Origin of the sequence: Borrelia nietonii YOR, assembly GCF_023035795.1 — a bacterium.
Taxonomy (GTDB): domain Bacteria; phylum Spirochaetota; class Spirochaetia; order Borreliales; family Borreliaceae; genus Borrelia; species Borrelia hermsii.
Genome location: NZ_CP073157.1, coordinates 61,632 through 79,503, shown reverse-complemented (window position 1 = coordinate 79,503; position 17,872 = coordinate 61,632). Strand labels below are relative to the sequence as shown.

Here is a 17,872-nt window from a genome sequence, read left to right as displayed (position 1 = left end):
TCTCCCTGTTTCACAGAAAGAAAAAAAGAGTTTTCATTACGATGACTTTATATCCTTTATACTTATCCTTAACTTGTTCTTTATTTACTGCCCACTAGTTGTTGCTTCTGCAGTATTAGTAGCTTCCGCCGACTTATCTTCTTGTTTAACAGCTGCTAGTGCTTCATTTATTGTTTTTAATCCACTATCAACTGTATTTCTTATTGCTATTATAAGTGTACTGAGTGTCTTACCTACTGCACTTGCTGTTGCTCCATTTACTGCATCAGCATCTTTAGCATTGTTATTAGCAGCAAATTTACCGTCCTTAGCCATTGCTCGCAGTGCAATCCCTGCTGCTATTACTACATCTTTCTTTGCTTCTGCTTCTTTAATTTCTTTCTTGTCAGCAACAGCCGGAGCAATGGCAATTTCTGCTGCATCTGCCGCTTTTTCAATTCCATCAGTACTATTTGCAGTAGGATCTTCTTTAGATTTAGCTATAGCTTTCAAGATATCAGCACCAGTCACCGCACCAATGCTAGCTGATGCCTTTGCAATATTTTCTTCTTTGGCATCAGCTTTGCCATTATCATCAGCAAATAGATTGCCAATGTCCTTTTTATCCTCTCCTGTTTTAGTAGCTCCTGCATCCCCCTCATCTTTTAATACCACATCAACAATAGTCTTAATTCCTTTAACTAATGAGATCACAGAGTCCTTGTCAGCAGGACTGGCTCCATGCCCAGCAGAAGTAGCATTACCAATCTTATCTTCTCCTGTTGCACCTTTAGCTGCTTCCTTTGCTCCTGCTGCAATCTTATCTAAGACATCTGCAACAAACTTGTCAACAACTGTTTTAACTTTTACGTAATTACCATTCTTTGCAACTTCATCTTGCAACTTCTCTTTAACTGTTGTCATAGTGCTTTCAATATCAGTGAAATACTTCCCTATATCACTTTTCTTAGTATCAGCCTTAATGCCAAACGCACCCGCAACCATATCTTTAAAAGTCACAAAAACATCTAAAAACCCTTTACCTAAATTAGCTATAGATGTTAAATACACATGTTTAGGATCTTCCGCAACCCCACCGCTATTACAACTTACTAATACCATAAATAAAGTTTAACATTTCACTTAACACATTATTTTATGCCTTCCTATTATCATAAAAAAATAAAACCCCACAATGACTTTTTGGCATTGAAATAAAATAAAACTTATTATACGCGAATCTTTATGCTTTTAGTTTGCTTACACAAACTCAACTTACTTTTAAAGTATTTAATTATTTGATTACAATAAGAATATACTCTTAATATCATACTTGCAATTATTTATATTCAATCTTTACTCATGTAAACAATTTTATATACAATCAAACACTCCCTAAATAACATCAGAAGCTAAAAGCATTACGCTCCTAGCTTCCTATTCTTTTTTGACTTTATTTCTCCCTGCTCTTACAGCTTACTTAATTAACTTATCTTATAATAACTACTTAAATTATTTATTCCCTAATTAGTTATTTTGAGAAGGTTTTTCTGCTTTAACAGGAGTTGTAAGCTCTTTAATTGCAGCTTCTACTGCACCATTAGCAGCCTTTAACAACCCATCTATTGCTGTGTTGAGTGCTTAAGCTCAGAAGCTCCTTTATCTTTAATGGCATTACTTACAAGTATGGCAGCTTTCGCATCGTCATTACTAACCTCGTTTTTCCCAAGTTCAGCATTTTTATCTTTAAATTTATTTAATAAATCTATACTTGCAGTCTTAATAGCAACAACTTGAACCTTCATTCCAGCAAATTCTCCAATAGCTTTTTGTTCCAATGATCCCAATTTAGTCTTTACGGCTGATATTACACTATGTACCCCTGCAAGTAATGAGCCATTCTTACCATCTTCAGTAGTAAGAGAACCATCGTTATGAATTTTTTTCCCAATAGCTTTAGCAAGCTCATCTACTGACTTAACTAGGATTGCTATTTCTTTAACATCTTTTGAAAACTCAACAGCCTCTTTTATTTTTTTACTTATTTTTGCTACATCAAATACTGTTCCGTCAGACTTGGCTACTTCCTCACTTTTAAGCTCTGGACCTCCATTATTACATGACATAAACACCATAAATAAAGTCATTATTATTTCACTTATTCTTTTCCTCTTTTTCTTCCGTGCCTCCTTTATTACTCTATTTAAGTAAAGGGGCTAGATATAAATAAGGAAATACCTCTCATGCATCAAGAGCAATAGAAGAGAGTTCTCCTTAAATGACTTTATTTAGTTATGTTTATTAATAATTCTTTATTCTTATTTTTTCTTTTCAGTCTCTACAGGTTCAGTAGCCTCTGCTGACTTATCTTCTTGTTTAACTGTAGCTAATGCTTCATTTATTGTTTTTAATCCACTATCAACTGTATTTCTTATTGCTATTATAAGTGTACTTAATGTCTTACCTACTGCACTTGCTGCTGCTCCATTTACTGCATTAGCAGATTTCTCTTCATTCTTAGCAGCTAATTTACCACCTTTAGCCATTGCTCGCAGTGCAATCCCTGCTGCTATTACTGCATCTTTCTTTGCTGATGCTATCCCAAATTCTTTATCATCTTCTTTTTTAGCAGCAGCAATACCTGCAGCATCCTTTGCCGTTTCAATCTTAGCTTCACTAGTGGCTTCACCAGACTTAGCAATAGCTTGAAGAATATCAGACCCAGTTACTGCTCCTATTGATGCACTTGCTGCTGCCGCGTGTGATTCTGTTCCATCATCAGCAGTGGTACTAAACAATTTGCCAATATCCTTTTTATCATCTTCTGCTGTCTTTGTAGCCTCTGCACTCCCCTCATCCTTTTTCAAAACCACGTCAACAATAGTTTTAATCCCTTTAACTAACGTGTTTATTGAATCCGCTTTGGGAGCCGTAGCACCAGAATTTTTAGTAGCACTCCCAATTAACTCACTACTAGTGCCAGTAGCCCCACTAGCAGCAATTTTAGCCCCTTCTGCAATCTTGTCTAAAACATCTGCAACAAACTTGTCAACAACTGTTTTAACTTTTACGTAATTACCATTCTTTGCAACTTCATCTTGCAACTTCTCTTTAACTGTTGTCATAGTGCTCTCAATATCAGTAAAATACTTCCCTATATCACTTTTCTTAGTTCCAGCCTTAATACCAAAAGCTCCAATAACAATATCTCCAAAAGTCACAAAAACATCTAAGAAACCTTTTCCTAAATTAGCTATAGATGTTAAAAACTTATTACTTTGGATCGCTATCATTTTATTTAACCAATTTTTAAAATCTTAACCTACAATAAAAACATACTCTTAATATCATACTTGCAATTATTTATATTCAATCTTTACTCATATAAATAATTTTATATACAAGTAAACATTCCCTAAATAACATCAAAAGCTAAAAGCATTACGCTCCTAGCTTCCTATTCCTTTCTGACTTTATTTTTACCTGCTCTTACAGCTTACTTAATTAACTTATCTTACAATAACTTTATATTTTTAGTTTTATGATTTATTTAATAGCAGTAGGTTGGGCAGTATCAGACTCAGTAGCTTCACCAGTAGTTTCAGAGTACTTTATTCCCTTAACAGCTTCTCTTATCTTATCTAGATTGCTACTTACTGTTTTCCTAATTATAAAATCAAGTACTCCTAACACCTTATTTACTGCACTTACAGCTGCTGCTTTTGCTACATCAGCTTCATTATTACCATTATGAGCACTAAGTTTACCAGTCTTAGTCATAGACTTTAGTGCAACAGCTGCTGCTAAGTCTGCATTGGTTTTAGCTCCAGCACCATTAGCAACAACACCACCAGTAGCTAGTTCTCCAGCACCATAATTGGTAGCAGCAGTAAGAACACCAGTATTAATTGTAGCATCTTTTATCTTATCAATAATTGCCCATGGATCTGCTTTAGATACTTCATCTGCTAGTTTTGCAGTTGCTCCTTGACCAGCAGCAGCATTGTGTGTCAATACAGCAGGGGCATTCGTATCAGCATTGCCAGCCACTGCATTACCTTCACTGCCCTTTTCAATCTTTACTTCAGACTTATCTACTACCTCAATAATTGTTTTTACATTTTCAATAATAGTCTTAACATCATTTGCATCAGCTGCAACTGCAGCAGCATTATTAGAAGTATCGCCAAGCAGAGAATTGTCCTTAGTGACACCAGCCAAATTAGTTAGAGCAGCAATTAATTTATCAAAGACATCACCCGATCCTCTAATTGCACCCTTAACAGCTTCAATTGTGCTGCTATTAGCATTTTTTGCTTCAGATATTTCACCTGATAACTCTTTTAACTTATCCTTAGCATCACCTAAACCTTTTTTTATTCTTTCAAAGTGTTCTCCTACTTTACTTCTCTTATCACCAGATTTAACTGCATTAAATCCTAATGCATCACTTATTGCATTTCCAAAAATTCCAAATATATCTTGAAATCCTTGCCCTATCTTCACTAATGAATCTAAGAAAGAATTTTTAGATTCAGCAGCCAATTTAACTTCTCATTTTTCATTACAACAATATAGAAGACATCCTGGATTTATCTCTAAGATTGCCTTCTAATCTTACTTTTAAGTAATTAATTTAACTATCTATCTTATTGCTGACCCGTTGCTTTTGGGGCTCTTGCTTTATCTACTTCCTGCTTTACTTTTTCAAGAACATTCTTTACTGTCTTCTTAATTATATCTTCCACTGCTACTAATAATTTATTTGCCGCAGTTACTCCTGCTGCTTGTACTGCTTTTTCACTATTATCATTATGTGAAGCTAATTTACCATCTTTAACTAAGGAACGTAGTGCTATTCCTCCTGCTACTGCTGCTGCTTTTGGTGTATTTGCATTTGATAGGTTGTCCTTTGTTCCTCCTTTTGCAAAGCTCATTGCAGTTGTAGTTCCATCTGCAGCTGCTCCTAGTGCTTGATCACCTTCTTTTGACGCAACTATTGATGCTAGTATTTCCTCTCCACTTACTGCCGATACTATTAATGATGCTTTTTCTCCTACTGCTGCCCCTGGTTTATCTATAGCTAATACCTTAGCACCATCCTTATTATCTACCCCATTTACTGTCAATGTTGTATTCCCTGCTTTTGGCGCTAAAACACCTGCATCTGTTGCTGCCTTTACTATTGACTGCAATGCATTAAGGAATTTATTCAATCCATCATCAGCTGGTTTGATTCCTTGTTGATCATTTTCTGCCCAACCTACTACTTTGTCATCACCTATCCCTTTTAAGGATTCTAAATGACCTTTTAATGTACTTAAAGTAGTCTTAGCTGTATCAACTACTGCTCTAATTGCTACAGCTATTGGTCCATCTTTAGATTCTTCTATTTCTGACTTTTTTGCTACTTCTTCTAACTCTTCTGATGCTTGTCCAAGTTTTTTACCTAAAGCAATAAAATGATCTCCTACATCACTCTTTTTTGTAGTTGATTTAGCAGTAAAACCTAAAGCATCTGAAACTAACTCTAAAAATGAATAAAAGACATTTTCAGCACTTCTACCCACTTCCATTAGTACTTCACTTAAACTTCCAGCCCCTTGTTTCTCTCCTCCTGCTGCTCCGGTCTTCCCTGCTTCTACTGCCTGTTGTCCACATCCTATCATTAGAACAACTATCATCATCATTATACTTATATTTAACTTATTAATTATTGCACTTATTCTTTTTCTCATTTCTTTACGTGCCTCCTTTTAACCTATGCATTAGCCTCAGCTCCAAGACTATCGTTAAGCAGACATTTTCCTGCTTTACAGAAAACAAGAGAAGAATTTCCCTTACAATTACTTTATCCTTTAGTATCTATTTTGCTACTAGTTCTTTACCGTTGTCCACTAGCTGTTGATTCTGCAGATACTAGTAACTTCTGCGGACTTTTCATCTTATTTAACTGTAGCTAATGCTTCATTTATTGTTCTTAAACCACTATCAACAGTATTTCTTATTGCAATCATTAGAGTACTTAAGGTCTTACCTACTGTACTTGCTGCTGCACCTTTAGCAGCTTCAGTATTATTTGCAGCAAGTATCCTTAACAATAAATTTATCATCCTTTGCCATTGCTCTTAATGCTATTCCTGCTGCAATAATAGCATCTTTCCTTGCTGAATCCTTAATTTGATCCTCATTATCAGCAGAAGTACCCTTAGCTAAAGCCAGAGCAGCTGCATCACTAGCCTCATTAATTTTACCATCTCTCTTAGCACTAGGATCAGCAGCAGCAATAGCTTTTAAGATGTCAGCACCACTTACAGCTCCTATTGATGCACTTGCTGCCGCTGTATGTTTATCTTCAGCACCACCATTAGCATCACCATTCTTACCCCCAAATAACTTACCAATCTTCTTTTTATCATCTTCAACCGGAGTAGTTTTATCTGCTTGTCCATCACCCTCTTTTATAACCAAATCAACAATTTCTTTTATCCCTTCAACAAGGTTCTTTATACTCTCTGAATCAGTAGTAGTCCCAACAGCATTAGCCTTTACAACCCCACCAATTGATGCTCCACCAATAACCCACTAGCTGCTTTCTTTGCAACAGCATCATTAGAAAATTTACCTTCCTTAGCCATTGCTCGCAGTGCAATAGCACCTGCTATAGTTGCATCTTTTCATTAGCCTTAGTCGCATTAGTAAAATCCCCTCACTGCCATCCTTAAATAGCTTGCACTATAGCTTGCAGTATAAGCACCAGTTTACTTGCTCCTACTGCCTTAGCTACATCAACTGCAACTTTTTTGCATTATCAGAAGAATCAATAACAGCATTACCAAACAACTTACCTGCTTCATCGGTTCCACCATTAACAGTTATTGCTGTAGAACCATCACTAGCTTTCTTATCATTCCCAGCATCAACACTTACCAAGTACCACATCTACAATTGATTTAATTCCCTTTCTAAGCTTGAAACCTCAGTACCAGCAACACCAACACCAACAGTTAGCAACATTACCAATTAAATCATCACCTATAGTACCAATAACCTCACTAGCAGTTTTAGCTCTTTGGATTATTTTATCAAGAGTAGTAGTAACTAAATTAGTTACAGCGGTTTCAACTGCAACAGCATTAGGATTACCTTCACTCTTCAGTCTAATACCATTTTGAAGGACTTCCTTAGTACCTTGAACAGTATCTTGAATCTCTTTAACGGAAGCTCCAACATCAGACTTTTTTGTCTCTGTATTAAAGCCTAATACCTTGGCAACTATATCTCCAAAAAAGCAAATACATTAAAAAGTCATTACCTAAGCCTATTATTGACTTTAAAAACACAGTCTTAGGCTCCTCTGCTTCAGCAATTACAACTCACTAATACCACAAATAAAGTTTAACATTTCACTTAGCATATTCTTCTTCATTATTTCGTGCCTTCCCTATATCATAAAAAATAAAAACCCACAATGACTTTTTGGTATTGACATATGATATAACTCATTATTATCCTGTTTTTCATGTTTCTGTTTTACTTACACAAACTTAGCTTACTTTTAACTTATTTGATTACAATAAAAACATACTCTTAATATCAACACTTACAATTATTTATATTCAATCTTTACTCATATAAACAATTTTATATACAATCAAACACTCCCTAAATAACATCAGAAGCTAAAAGCATTACGCTCCTAGCTTCCTATTCTTTTTTGACTTTATTTCTCCCTGCTCTTACAGCTTACTTAATTAACTTATCTTGTAATAACTACTTAAATTATTTATTCCCTAATTAGTTATTTTGAGAAGGTTTTTCTGCTTTAACAGGAATTGTAAGCTCTTTAATTGCAGCTTCTACTTCACCCCCAGCTGCTTTTAACAACCCATCTATTGCTGTGTTGAGTGCTTCAAGCTCAGAAGCTCCTTTATCTTTAGTAGCATCACTCTTATCTATGGCTTTTTTTGCATCATCATCAGTAACACCTTCTTTACCAAGATCAGTATGTTTTGTTTTCACTTTAGATAAGAATGCTTCAGCTTTACCCTTAGTATCATCAACTTTTATTTTCAGTTCACTAGAAATCCCATCTAATTTTGCCAACGTTTCCAATTTAACTTTTACAGTTAATACCACTTGAAATGCTCCTGCAACTAAAGATCCATTATGGGCTCCATCAATACCTAAGGTATCGGTGTTCTGCTGAATTTTCTTACCAATAGCTTTAGCAAGCTCATCTACTGATTTAATTAAAGTATGAACTTCTTTTACACTTGCTGCAAACTCAACCGCGTCTTTTATTTTTTTACTTATTTTTGCTAAATCAAGTACTGTTCCATCAGACTTAGCTACTTCGTCACTTTTAAGCTCTGGCCCTCCATTATTACATGATATAAATACCATAAATAAAGTCATTATTATTGCACTTATTCTTTTTCTCATTTTTTTACGTGCCTTCTTTTAACTTATACATTAGCTTCAGCATTAAAACTAAAGATTTGCAAAATATTTAGTTTTAATTATTAATGAAAGGAAGGAATTTATAAACAACTCTGTACTATTTAATAGTAAAATAATTATTATCTTTATAAAAAGAAGCTAGTAACTTACTTAAAACATTTTATTTTTAACTCTTTCTAGAATTCTTTGATAACCGATTTATATTTAATGCATCAATCTAAATTAAAAGGAAATATGATAAATATATGACAAGACAAAGTATTTAAGCTTAAGTTTGCTTTTAAGTTTTATTAGTTGTGACTTACTACTTAATGGTGAACTTAAAGATAAATCCGTTAATTTACTCGGCAAAATTTATTCTGTATTAGATACTAGCAAAGAGACTGTTAATCCTTATGATAATGCTAATCAAAGTAGTATTCCTAAAAAGTCAAGAAAAAAAGACATACAAAAAAAGATCAGTTACCACAAAGAATAAGTGGCTTTACTAAAAAAAGTACTCTTCAAAGCACAGAAGGGGAAACAAATTTTCCAAATCTTAATAGAATATCCCCTGTTGGCATTAATTACAATGCACACCCAGGCAGTTTTAAAAGCACTTCAAGTAGCAATTATCTTCAAGGCAATAAAATCATCGATTCAAATAGCTTTGACTTCTCTTATGACTCTGCATATAGCCTAAGTGGACAAAACAGTTTTAGTCAAGATTACTATGAGGAAAATGAAGACGATTACAATTACAACAACTATGATCAGGAAGATGATGATGAAGAGGACAATGACAACTACGGAGAATATGAAGACAAAGACGATAAAGAAGAGGCAAGATTAGACAGGGAATACAAATCACGTTCAAGAAAAACCAAAAATAGCGTGAAGAAAGCACTTGAAATAGCTAGACAAATAAGATATGATTGGGGAACAATTGAATTCCTTACAATAAAATTAGACCCTAATTATGAGATAAGACTTACACACAAGGAAAAACAAGAGTATCAAGCAAAATTATCTAAGTTTAATAAAAACAAGTTAACAGAAGATCTCACAAAACTTTTAAATGCAATTGAAGAAAGTATAAATGACGCTATAGCTCTTACTAATATTCCTGAATACCCTGGTAACTTCCAAAGCGATCTAGATTCAAAGACAAAATTAGAAAAACTTAAAGCAGAAGTAAGCTCTTTGCTTGAAAAGGTACAAGTAAGTCATAAAACTAATTATCAAGCATACGAAGAAATAGAATCACCCAAAAGAGTACCTCCACAGACTAAATATGAGTTGAAGAAAGTACTAAGATTACTTGACGGTACTACTAGTGCTAGATAAATTTGTCTTTAACAATTAAGTACTTTAAATTAAAAGTAAAGATAGGCTTATTTATAGACTATCTTTACTTTTATATATACTCATTTAATTATTGTATAAACCTTACATTCCTGAGTTAACAAATCTCTCTTTTTTTAACTCTCAGTATTCAATCTTCATGTATCTTTAAAATCTGTTTATTGCTCAATAATAATAAAAATCTTTAAAAGATTTCAAAAACAACTTAAAACAATAATCCTTACGCTTAAGATATCATAAAAAATAAATACATAATCATATTTTAAACCTTTGCCATCCTTATCTTACAAGACTTGCTAAATAAGATTTAGCTCCTTCAATAAGTTTTTTTATCTCTTCCTTTTTCGCCATTGCCTCATTTAGCTCTAAAGAAGAAGATTCTAACTGCTCTAAAGAATTTTCTGCATATCGTCGTGCTTCTCTGGATAATTGTTTTGGCAAATTACCGTTTACTCTTCTTAAAAAGCGATTTTTGCGTAACTCATTTTCTAATCTTTCGGTAATAGCTTCTTTTAAACTTTTTTGTGCTTTCTCAAAGAAGAATCTTGCGGATTCTAACCCACTAAGTCCACTATCAACTTGACTTATAAGTCTTTCAAGATCAAAACTTATCTTTAACTGATTTTGTAATTTCTTTAAACGCTGTATCTTTGTTCTATTGGAATTATTACGAAGATTCACTTTTTTCAAATCTATTTGCTCTTGGAGTTTCGTTTGGAGTTCTGCAAATGTACCATGTAAATCGGATTCTAATTGTTCATACTCACTTTTAAGTTTATGTGCGTTCTCAATTAATTGCTGGAATCCAGATTTCTCAAGAACACTTTTTACCTTTTCAATTTCTGCTTCTGCTTCCTTTTCTTCTTTAGTATTTGGAATTAAATCCTCTTCTTTTATCTCTATTTTTGCTTGAGAATATTGGAATACTGAAGTCATCTTATTAACAGGCACTACAGGTTCTACTTCAATGTCTTGTTGTATTCTCTCACGCTCTTCAAGACCATTGACAATCTCTTCCTGTTCTTCTTGAATATCTTGATTTCCTTGTATATAGTGTAAATCTTTATTATTTTTGTTTCCATCTAAAAATTTTTCCCTTGCTTCACCTAGCAAATCATTAAGGGCATTTATATCACATGATAACAAACACAATAATATGAACATACATACTGTTAAAATACTTTTCTTCATATTTGCCTCCTGGGATATTAAATTACTCAATTATTGAGTCTCAATATTGGATTAAAATAATTATTTATAAATATATACCATTTAATTTAAATGGCAAAAATAATTTTATAAAATTGCAATTATTTTAATCTATGCCAATTAAAAGCTATATAAAATTATTTTACTAAGTAAATTTATAAATCAAATAAAAAAAGTTAAAAATAAAAACAGAAGCTAAGAGCTTCTGCTACATTTTTGATTTAATTTCTAAAAAATACCGAACACCTGTATAAATCTTTTGTATTAATTTTGAATTCTAAGCTCATTGGCTCTTTTAACCTTTAGCAAGCTCACTTAAAACTATTTGCTATGTAATTACTGGTTGTGCATATCCCATAAAAAACCCCCTTATGTAATTGTAATATAATATTTTACATGCCATAAAAACTTTATCTTAGTAAAATGTGCTTTAAGAAAACGTATACCCAAAGCCAAGAGCAAATACGCTGCAATAACACTGCATATTTATTTTAAATGTAAGGAATATCTTAGCAAAACTACCCTGTCCAAATACATTATCTTCAACATAAAGTATATTCAAATTCAGGTTAGTAAGTATGATTTAATTTTGGATTATATGTTGGATGGTATTCGCAAGGCTCTTCTTAAATTAAGTGATAAAGTCTATCAATTAACTCAAATCGAGCTTAATAAAGTGTTCTGGATAGTTCAGCATCGGATTTCAATTTAGTCGATAACGCTTGATTTTTAGCTTAACATCAATAACTTTTGCCTCCTTTAGTATCTGTCATAAAGATGATAGGGTTTTTTATTTTCGAACTTATTATAGCTAAAATAGAGCCACTAAAAGTAGCATTTGTTGTCTTTAAGCTATCTTATTGCAAGTTTTTTAAAATAAAAGGAGAGCTCACTTCCCTTCCTTATACAAGGACAAAAGAAGTGTTTTCCTTAAAATGACTTCATATTTTAGTATCTAGTATTTATTTAACTAATTGCTAATAGTAGCTTTAGAGGTGCTCTGAACAGGACTTATAGACGTATCATTAGCATTAATCTTCATAGCATACTTATCATCCATTTTTTAAGGGCTGTTTGAGTAACTTGAACGGTATCTTGTTGTCTTGAAGTAAGCTCCAATATCAGACTTTTTAGTATTGGTGTTAAAACCTAATGCACCAGCAACCATATCCCCAAATGATGTGAACACATTTAAAAAATCATCCCCCCAAGTCTATTACTGACTTTAAAATTTACTCTGGGGATCTTCCGCAACCCCACCGCTATTACAGCTTACTAATACCATAAATAAAGTCATTATTATTGCACTTAATTTATTCTTCTTCTCATTTTTTTACGTGCCTCCTTTTAACTTATGCATTAGTTCCAGCAACAGAACATCGCTAGCAAATAGTTCTCCTACCTCACAGAAAACAAGAGAAACGTTTCCCTTAAATGACTTTATCCTTTATATTTACCCTTAACTAGTTATTCGCTTGCTGCCCACTAGTTGTTGCTTCTGCTGTATTAGTAGCTTCTGCTGACTTATCTTCTTGTTTAACTGTAGCTAGTGCTTCATTTATTGTTCTTAAACCACTATCAACAGTATTTCTTATTGCTATTATTAGAGTACTTAATGTCTTACCTACTGCACTTGCTGCTACACCTTTAGCGGCTTCAGCTTCAGTCTTATTTGCAGCAGTATCCTTTACAATAAATTTACCATCTTTAGCCATAGCTCTGAGTGCTATCCCTGCTGCTATAACTGCATCTTTTTTTGCTGCTTCATCTAAATCAGTAGTTTCAGTAGAATCACCATTAGCCATTGCAAGTCCTGCTGCATCTTTGGCTTCACTTGCTTTACCAGAAGCCGCTTTATCACTAGACCTAGCTATAGCTTGAAGAATATCAACTCCACTCACTACGCCTATAGATGCACTAGCCGCTGCTATATGTTTTTCTTCTGCTCCATTACCAGTCTTATCACCAAATAGTTTCCCTATTTTCTTCTTATCGTCAACAGCAGGGCTAGTTACATCTTTTACTCCATCACCCTCATTTGATTTTAACACTATATCTACTTTCCGTGCCTTTTACAAGTCTCTAATACACTTCCCAATGCTCTTCAAGCTTAGTTATCCCTATCATACGAGCATTAAAAACAATTTGGATGTTGCCGTTAATGATGCAACCTCACTAAACATTGCAAAATAACTACACCATTTAATACAAAAGTTCACAAAATTGAAGTTGGTGGTGCCAACTTAACGGAAATAGCTGAATTTTTACGGAATGAAGCATTAATAGCAAAAATTTTAAGGGAAAGATCAAATGGGGGCAATATTACATACCCCTCAAAAATAAGAGCCCTACTAACAGCACTCTCTAGCATCATAAAATTACTTAAAATCAAAAATCTTTTCTCTTAAGTCCATGCATACTCTTATATGCTACCCATACTTCTGCAATATTACTTGAATTCATTTTACCTATTATTATATGGCCTGTATTTGCTACTTAACTTTTTGTTATACTACTTGTATTTTCGCTTTTAATATACTAGTAATCTTTCCAAACTGCCCTAAACATTAATCCCTAAACTTCTTATGAATTATCCAAAATAAAGTTATTTGTCCCCCCACAGTACAAATTCCTATTTATAAGTAAGGGTTTTAAGAATAGATAACATGCTAAAAATGTCTTGCCAGATACAATACCACTACAAAGAATGATTTTAGTTTGCCCATTTCTCTCAATACAGTTAAACACCTCACATTGCTTCATAGTTAAATGCGTCTTCTCAAATCCTTTAAAATAAATCTCTAGTGCTTGGGGCCTAATATACTCTGCTATATCAATACCATACTTATTTTTATATTTTCTTTGCCATTTAAGGAAAAAACTTCTTTTATATATCCATTCACTTACTATTTATATCTACCAATATCTAGAACAGACTTAAGCTTAAAGCAGCTCTTAATAACATAAAGACATCTTTTACTTGCAATATTCTTCTCAAACTCATCAAGTTCACTCATCTTCAACTCAAGTTTGTTCATTAAGCTTGCAAAACTTAACAAAATCTGCATTTGTAATATCTTCCTTATATTTCAATATCTCATCATGGGGTTTTAGAGTTTTCTTAACATTTTTTTGTAATTCTAACTGACAATACTTATCAAATGAGCTAAGAAAACCCAATGCTATTTTTTCTTCTCAATCTCTACTTGATTCTTAAGTCTATTAGCCTCATCTTCGGCCTTTAAACTACATGCAAGCATATTATTGAAAATATCCTCACGAATAGTAAACTTAGCAGTTTCTTTAACGTACTCAGGATCACCCTTAACCTCTTCCCACTTGCGTCTCATCTTTCCTGCATTAACACGACTTACTCCCAGCTCTTTTGCTATTGATACGTCATTAAGCCTCCCTTCTCTAAAATACACAATATAATCATCAAATGACTTCTTTACTCTTCCCATATCTCTTTAACCCTAGTCTAAGTTAACAAAACTTAACAAAAACTAACATAAACTCTATAACAAAATAATCAACTTTACAAAAACAATTAATACTTACAAGAGGCTCATACATCATGATAAAAACTGCTATATATTGTTAAATCACAAATATCAAAGATAAGGAGATTTACATGAGTAAACCTATAAGGTTAATACTTTGTGGCACATTACTCTTATGCTGTTGCAAAGGATATCAAGTAAGTATAGTGCCTACTGAAGCTCAGACTCACAGTAGAGCTAAAAAAGCTTTGGATAATTTACAAAAGGAAAATGATAAAACACAAGAAAAGATTACTCTAACTGCTGATGAGCAAAAGAAGTTTGACTCTTTAAAGCATGCGTTTGAAAAAGTAATTGAAAAATTACAAGACCAAATTCAAGGATGTCAAAACGGTAACAAGAGTAAATGCAATAATTTTTGGACTTGGCTTGATGGTCACATACAAAAACAAAAAGAATTAGCTAATGCTTTTACTAAAGTCTATGAATTCTTAGAAGACAAAAGAAAAAAGCATGAAAATAATAAGACTTTTGATTCTTATATAAGTGATGCTATTGATTGTAAAGTCAATAATCAATGTAATAATGCAGATAATAAGTATGGCACTGGCAATAATGACATAGAGCAATTTTTTAGGGGGATTTTAAACGATATATCTACTAAAAATCATAATGAAGAAATGTTTGAATGTCTTAAAAAAGAATTACTTGATTCAACTAATCATGTAGCTGGACTTACAGCAAATTGGCAATGAAAATAAATCACAAAGATAAGGGGATTTGTTATGAATAAAATTAATTTTATTTTGGTTTTATTACTACTAATTAATAGTTGCAATCAAAATAACAATAAGGATAAAGAAATTAAAAGTAAAAATAAAAGGGATTTAAAAGCAACTCAAGAAGTACAAAAAACACCTGAAGAAGCATTAAGAGAAAAGTTAAATGATACCGAGAAAACAAATTTAGACTTCTTAAAAGAGGCTTTGGGTAATGAAAGTGATTTCAACAAGCTTTTAAGCCATGATGAATATAAAATTAAATCTGTACTTGAACATATAAAGAGTGAACTTGAAAAGTGCACAGGTGATAATGCTAATGAGCAAAAAAACACTTTTAAACAAGTAGTAAAGGGCGCTCTTAATGGTGGTGAAAACTTAGATAATTTTAAGGAACAAGCATCAAGCGCTTGTCAAGCAGGAGCAGGGGGGTAAGAAAATAATAAGTTAAGAAATAATATTTAAGAAAGGAAGATTTAAGAGAGTAAAGCTACAAACAAAGATAAAGAAAACAAAGAAGTAAAATAAACGAATAGAAATTGTTAGAAAAAGTAGTAAAGATAAACAAATTAAACTGGTTACAAAAATGGTAAGAGCAACTATAAAAGTAAACAATTGGTTAACAAAGAAAAAGAGGTTAAATTTTAAAGGGCAATACGTTTCATTTCAAAGTGCAAAGCTATTAAAATAAGGAAGAGAGTATATGTAGAGGATATTTTCAAGTATTTGTAAAGAATTGGTTAAAGTACACTAGATATCTTGTACTACAGTCTCTAAAAACACCTTTTACTCCTACATAAAGCACCTTAGAGGGGTATTTTATATGCAATGAAGCGACGTTAGAATTGACTTACAATACAAGTATTTGCTAACATTTTTATAACTAATTTTAAGGATTTTTAAAATCTTTAGTTATCAATAAAATGCATGAAAAGAAACCCTTAACTAAGAATAATCTTAACTTTATAAATGAACCAATAAATCAAAATGAACGCCTCAATGAAGAATTGTCACAACTTAAAAGCACACTTAAGAATAAAAATAAAGCCTCAAAACAATCAAAAAGCACTACTGTAAGATTCTATCTAAATGACAAAACAACCAGACTAGTAAAAAAATGTATAAAAAAGCTTATACAAATCAATCCAATCTCTGGATGGTTTGTATATATCTTAAGTATTACTGGTTGCAGAGGTGTTGAGATACAAAATGTAAGACTATCTGATGTATCAAAAGAAACAAGCTGTGATGGTGAAGTATTCTATTCTCTTCGTGTTAATGTAGCAAAAAAGAGAAGTAGTTATTAGTGAGTCTGAATTTGATGCTATTATGCAAATACATCAAGAACATTTTGCAAGCAAAGGAAAAGACAAAAGGCGTACTTATCTTTTTCAAAAATGTAAATTATTATTTAAAATAATAATTTACATTTTTTTTAATTAAATGATTTTTAACACTTATCAATAACCCTTTCTGTTTATAAAGAATTTGCTTATTATAGACATATAATAATGGTTATAATCATTGGTATTCCTATTAATGAAAAAAGATTTAACATCCTATTTCCTATCTTAAGCTTTTCTACTTTTCGAAATTTCTAAATTCATTCATAAATTCCTTTAGTAAATTTTTTTATGCAAAAACAGTTTGTCTAATATAAACTCAGTAAGTTTTACATTTTTCTTATAAAAAGCATAACTTACTTGGTTTTAAGTCGAAACCTTAATGGCTTTATTAAATTTTGTCCCAAGTTTTTTATTTTTATATTTTCCTTAGTTTGTATATAGTGAAGAGAATCATGGATACCATTCTCAATTATATATTGTTCTTCAACCAATCCTTCTTCCATAGTATTTGCTATTTTTAAATAAACATAGACTTGATTTTTTGCAAGTCTATAACTTTTTATAAAAGTATCAAAAGTTTTATATCCCTCTAACTTATAATATTCATTATCTTTTATTTCCTTTAAAATTCTAATGCTATCTATTTTATGAAAAATTTCTTTTCTAAAATTGGCTTTTAATCTTTCAAAGCATTATAATACAAGGGTTTTTCTTCATTAGTAGACAATAATTTTTGCTCATCAGGATCTTTTTCATTTACTAGAACCCTTTTCTTTAGTTCAATTTTCATATAAACTCCTCCGTTAACACAATCGTCCGGATTCCCGATAATCATACTTAATGTATTCTTATTTGTTTTAAAAATTTTAATAACACATCTTCGTATTCCTTAATATAATCCTTGCTAAAATCAAAGTTTTCATTTTTGGCGATTTTTTTATTTAAGTCTCCTATTTCGTGGGTAAACCCTAGAAATCCCTTTTTTGACTGGACATGTTTTAATAATTGTTTATGAGTATTATTTTTCTTAAATCTTGTCATAAGAATGGAAATCGAAAGTTTTATCCTTAACTTTTTCATATAAAATTCCAACAAATCCAAACTTTCAATTGACCACTTTTCAGCTGTCATTGGAACCATTACATAATCACCGGACAGTAATGCATTACCAATGTAAGTCCCAAACTAGGATGCGCATCAATTATTATGTAATCATATTCTGTTTTTAAAAAAAGTAAATTATCTCTTA

General features: G+C 32.2%; 16 protein-coding genes and 7 pseudogenes. 5 read left to right on the top strand and 18 right to left on the bottom strand.

Going from position 1 to position 17,872, the window contains the following annotated elements; all coding sequences use genetic code 11:
- Window positions 1-84 precede the first annotated feature (84 nt).
- From bhYOR_RS07465 to bhYOR_RS07425, 10 genes and pseudogenes are all read right to left on the bottom strand, one after another.
- Window positions 85-1,101 (bottom strand): variable large family protein, encoded by a 1,017-nt coding sequence (locus tag bhYOR_RS07465; RefSeq protein ID WP_247088623.1) that lies wholly within the window; start codon window positions 1,099-1,101, stop codon window positions 85-87.
- A 405-nt stretch (window positions 1,102-1,506) separates the two neighbouring features.
- Window positions 1,507-2,126 (bottom strand): annotated as a pseudogene (locus bhYOR_RS07460) (Vsp/OspC family lipoprotein).
- A gap of 171 nt (window positions 2,127-2,297) precedes the next feature.
- Window positions 2,298-3,248 (bottom strand): annotated as a pseudogene (locus bhYOR_RS07455) (variable large family protein); the annotation flags it as partial.
- Window positions 3,249-3,525: 277 nt separating this feature from the next.
- Window positions 3,526-4,527: pseudogene (locus tag bhYOR_RS07450) on the bottom strand (variable large family protein); the annotation flags it as partial.
- Between the two features lie 101 nt (window positions 4,528-4,628).
- Entirely contained in the window at window positions 4,629-5,717 is a 1,089-nt protein-coding gene (locus bhYOR_RS07445) for a variable large family protein (protein ID WP_247088615.1), read from the bottom strand.
- A gap of 146 nt (window positions 5,718-5,863) precedes the next feature.
- Window positions 5,864-6,552, bottom strand: a pseudogene (locus bhYOR_RS07440) (variable large family protein); the annotation flags it as partial.
- Window positions 6,528-6,617 carry a hypothetical protein gene (locus bhYOR_RS08445; protein WP_155265643.1) on the bottom strand — a complete coding sequence of 30 codons (90 nt, stop codon included), beginning with the start codon at window positions 6,615-6,617 and terminating at the stop codon, window positions 6,528-6,530. The gene bhYOR_RS08445 and the pseudogene bhYOR_RS07440, both read right to left, overlap by 25 nt.
- Before the next feature lie 145 nt (window positions 6,618-6,762).
- Window positions 6,763-6,921 (bottom strand): hypothetical protein, encoded by a 159-nt coding sequence (locus bhYOR_RS08440; protein WP_157255296.1) that lies wholly within the window; start codon window positions 6,919-6,921, stop codon window positions 6,763-6,765.
- A 37-nt stretch (window positions 6,922-6,958) separates the two neighbouring features.
- A complete protein-coding gene (locus bhYOR_RS08435; RefSeq protein WP_407933140.1) occupies window positions 6,959-7,258 on the bottom strand; it encodes a variable large family protein in 300 nt (99 codons plus the stop codon).
- A gap of 518 nt (window positions 7,259-7,776) precedes the next feature.
- Window positions 7,777-8,424 (bottom strand): Vsp/OspC family lipoprotein, encoded by a 648-nt coding sequence (locus bhYOR_RS07425; protein WP_247088611.1) that lies wholly within the window; start codon window positions 8,422-8,424, stop codon window positions 7,777-7,779.
- Between the two features lie 292 nt (window positions 8,425-8,716).
- Between bhYOR_RS07425 and bhYOR_RS07420 the strand changes: the two genes are divergently transcribed.
- Together bhYOR_RS07420 and bhYOR_RS07415 are read left to right on the top strand one after the other, a co-directional pair.
- A complete protein-coding gene (locus tag bhYOR_RS07420; RefSeq protein WP_247088609.1) occupies window positions 8,717-8,920 on the top strand; it encodes a hypothetical protein in 204 nt (67 codons plus the stop codon).
- 395 nt (window positions 8,921-9,315) lie between these two features.
- Window positions 9,316-9,768 (top strand): hypothetical protein, encoded by a 453-nt coding sequence (locus bhYOR_RS07415; RefSeq protein ID WP_025434299.1) that lies wholly within the window; start codon window positions 9,316-9,318, stop codon window positions 9,766-9,768.
- 297 nt (window positions 9,769-10,065) lie between these two features.
- On the opposite strand, the gene bhYOR_RS07410 is transcribed toward bhYOR_RS07415, so the two are convergent.
- The 6 genes and pseudogenes from bhYOR_RS07410 to bhYOR_RS07385 all read right to left on the bottom strand — a co-directional run bounded on the left by bhYOR_RS07410 (window position 10,066) and on the right by bhYOR_RS07385 (window position 14,459).
- Entirely contained in the window at window positions 10,066-10,977 is a 912-nt protein-coding gene (locus bhYOR_RS07410) for a P12 family lipoprotein (protein ID WP_025434415.1), read from the bottom strand.
- A gap of 1,123 nt (window positions 10,978-12,100) precedes the next feature.
- Window positions 12,101-12,292, bottom strand: a pseudogene (locus bhYOR_RS07405) (variable large family protein); the annotation flags it as partial.
- 166 nt (window positions 12,293-12,458) lie between these two features.
- Window positions 12,459-13,055: pseudogene (locus bhYOR_RS07400) on the bottom strand (variable large family protein); the annotation flags it as partial.
- A 155-nt stretch (window positions 13,056-13,210) separates the two neighbouring features.
- The gene (locus tag bhYOR_RS07395) at window positions 13,211-13,387 is read right to left on the bottom strand and encodes a hypothetical protein (protein ID WP_155265634.1); all 177 of its coding nucleotides are present in this window, start codon (window positions 13,385-13,387) and stop codon (window positions 13,211-13,213) included.
- A gap of 514 nt (window positions 13,388-13,901) precedes the next feature.
- Complete coding sequence (locus bhYOR_RS07390; protein ID WP_155265633.1) at window positions 13,902-14,063, bottom strand: hypothetical protein; 162 nt, start codon at window positions 14,061-14,063, stop codon at window positions 13,902-13,904.
- A gap of 114 nt (window positions 14,064-14,177) precedes the next feature.
- On the bottom strand, window positions 14,178-14,459 hold the full coding sequence (locus tag bhYOR_RS07385) for a DUF603 domain-containing protein (protein ID WP_051473575.1): 282 nt from the start codon (window positions 14,457-14,459) through the stop codon (window positions 14,178-14,180).
- A 170-nt stretch (window positions 14,460-14,629) separates the two neighbouring features.
- Between bhYOR_RS07385 and bhYOR_RS07380 the strand changes: the two genes are divergently transcribed.
- The 3 genes from bhYOR_RS07380 (at window position 14,630) to bhYOR_RS07370 (ending at window position 16,584) form a co-directional block, all read left to right on the top strand.
- On the top strand, window positions 14,630-15,253 hold the full coding sequence (locus bhYOR_RS07380; RefSeq protein ID WP_025434361.1) for an Mlp family lipoprotein: 624 nt from the start codon (window positions 14,630-14,632) through the stop codon (window positions 15,251-15,253).
- 30 nt (window positions 15,254-15,283) lie between these two features.
- Window positions 15,284-15,712 (top strand): Mlp family lipoprotein, encoded by a 429-nt coding sequence (locus bhYOR_RS07375; RefSeq protein ID WP_247088607.1) that lies wholly within the window; start codon window positions 15,284-15,286, stop codon window positions 15,710-15,712.
- A gap of 488 nt (window positions 15,713-16,200) precedes the next feature.
- On the top strand, window positions 16,201-16,584 hold the full coding sequence (locus bhYOR_RS07370) for a hypothetical protein (protein ID WP_247088605.1): 384 nt from the start codon (window positions 16,201-16,203) through the stop codon (window positions 16,582-16,584).
- 312 nt (window positions 16,585-16,896) lie between these two features.
- On the opposite strand, the pseudogene bhYOR_RS08430 reads toward bhYOR_RS07370, so the two are convergent.
- A pseudogene (locus bhYOR_RS08430) lies at window positions 16,897-17,252 on the bottom strand (chromosome replication/partitioning protein).
- A 208-nt stretch (window positions 17,253-17,460) separates the two neighbouring features.
- Window positions 17,461-17,763 (bottom strand): hypothetical protein, encoded by a 303-nt coding sequence (locus bhYOR_RS08425; RefSeq protein WP_051473580.1) that lies wholly within the window; start codon window positions 17,761-17,763, stop codon window positions 17,461-17,463.
- Window positions 17,764-17,872: the final 109 nt, after the last annotated feature.

Excerpts from the sequence above, each read along its gene's own strand:
- bhYOR_RS07465 (WP_247088623.1), bottom strand. The coding sequence starts at position 1,101 with ATGGTATTAGTAAGTTGTAATAGCGGTGGGGTTGCGGAAGATCCTAAA.
- bhYOR_RS07445 (WP_247088615.1), bottom strand. The coding sequence starts at position 5,717 with ATGAGAAAAAGAATAAGTGCAATAATTAATAAGTTAAATATAAGTATA.
- bhYOR_RS08445 (WP_155265643.1), bottom strand. The coding sequence starts at position 6,617 with ATGGCTAAGGAAGGTAAATTTTCTAATGATGCTGTTGCAAAGAAAGCA.
- bhYOR_RS08440 (WP_157255296.1), bottom strand. The coding sequence starts at position 6,921 with ATGTGGTACTTGGTAAGTGTTGATGCTGGGAATGATAAGAAAGCTAGT.
- bhYOR_RS07425 (WP_247088611.1), bottom strand. The coding sequence starts at position 8,424 with ATGAGAAAAAGAATAAGTGCAATAATAATGACTTTATTTATGGTATTT.
- bhYOR_RS07410 (WP_025434415.1), bottom strand. The coding sequence starts at position 10,977 with ATGAAGAAAAGTATTTTAACAGTATGTATGTTCATATTATTGTGTTTG.
- bhYOR_RS07390 (WP_155265633.1), bottom strand. The coding sequence starts at position 14,063 with ATGCAGATTTTGTTAAGTTTTGCAAGCTTAATGAACAAACTTGAGTTG.
- bhYOR_RS07385 (WP_051473575.1), bottom strand. The coding sequence starts at position 14,459 with ATGGGAAGAGTAAAGAAGTCATTTGATGATTATATTGTGTATTTTAGA.
- bhYOR_RS07380 (WP_025434361.1), top strand. The coding sequence starts at position 14,630 with ATGAGTAAACCTATAAGGTTAATACTTTGTGGCACATTACTCTTATGC.
- bhYOR_RS07375 (WP_247088607.1), top strand. The coding sequence starts at position 15,284 with ATGAATAAAATTAATTTTATTTTGGTTTTATTACTACTAATTAATAGT.
- bhYOR_RS07370 (WP_247088605.1), top strand. The coding sequence starts at position 16,201 with ATGCATGAAAAGAAACCCTTAACTAAGAATAATCTTAACTTTATAAAT.
- bhYOR_RS08425 (WP_051473580.1), bottom strand. The coding sequence starts at position 17,763 with ATGGTTCCAATGACAGCTGAAAAGTGGTCAATTGAAAGTTTGGATTTG.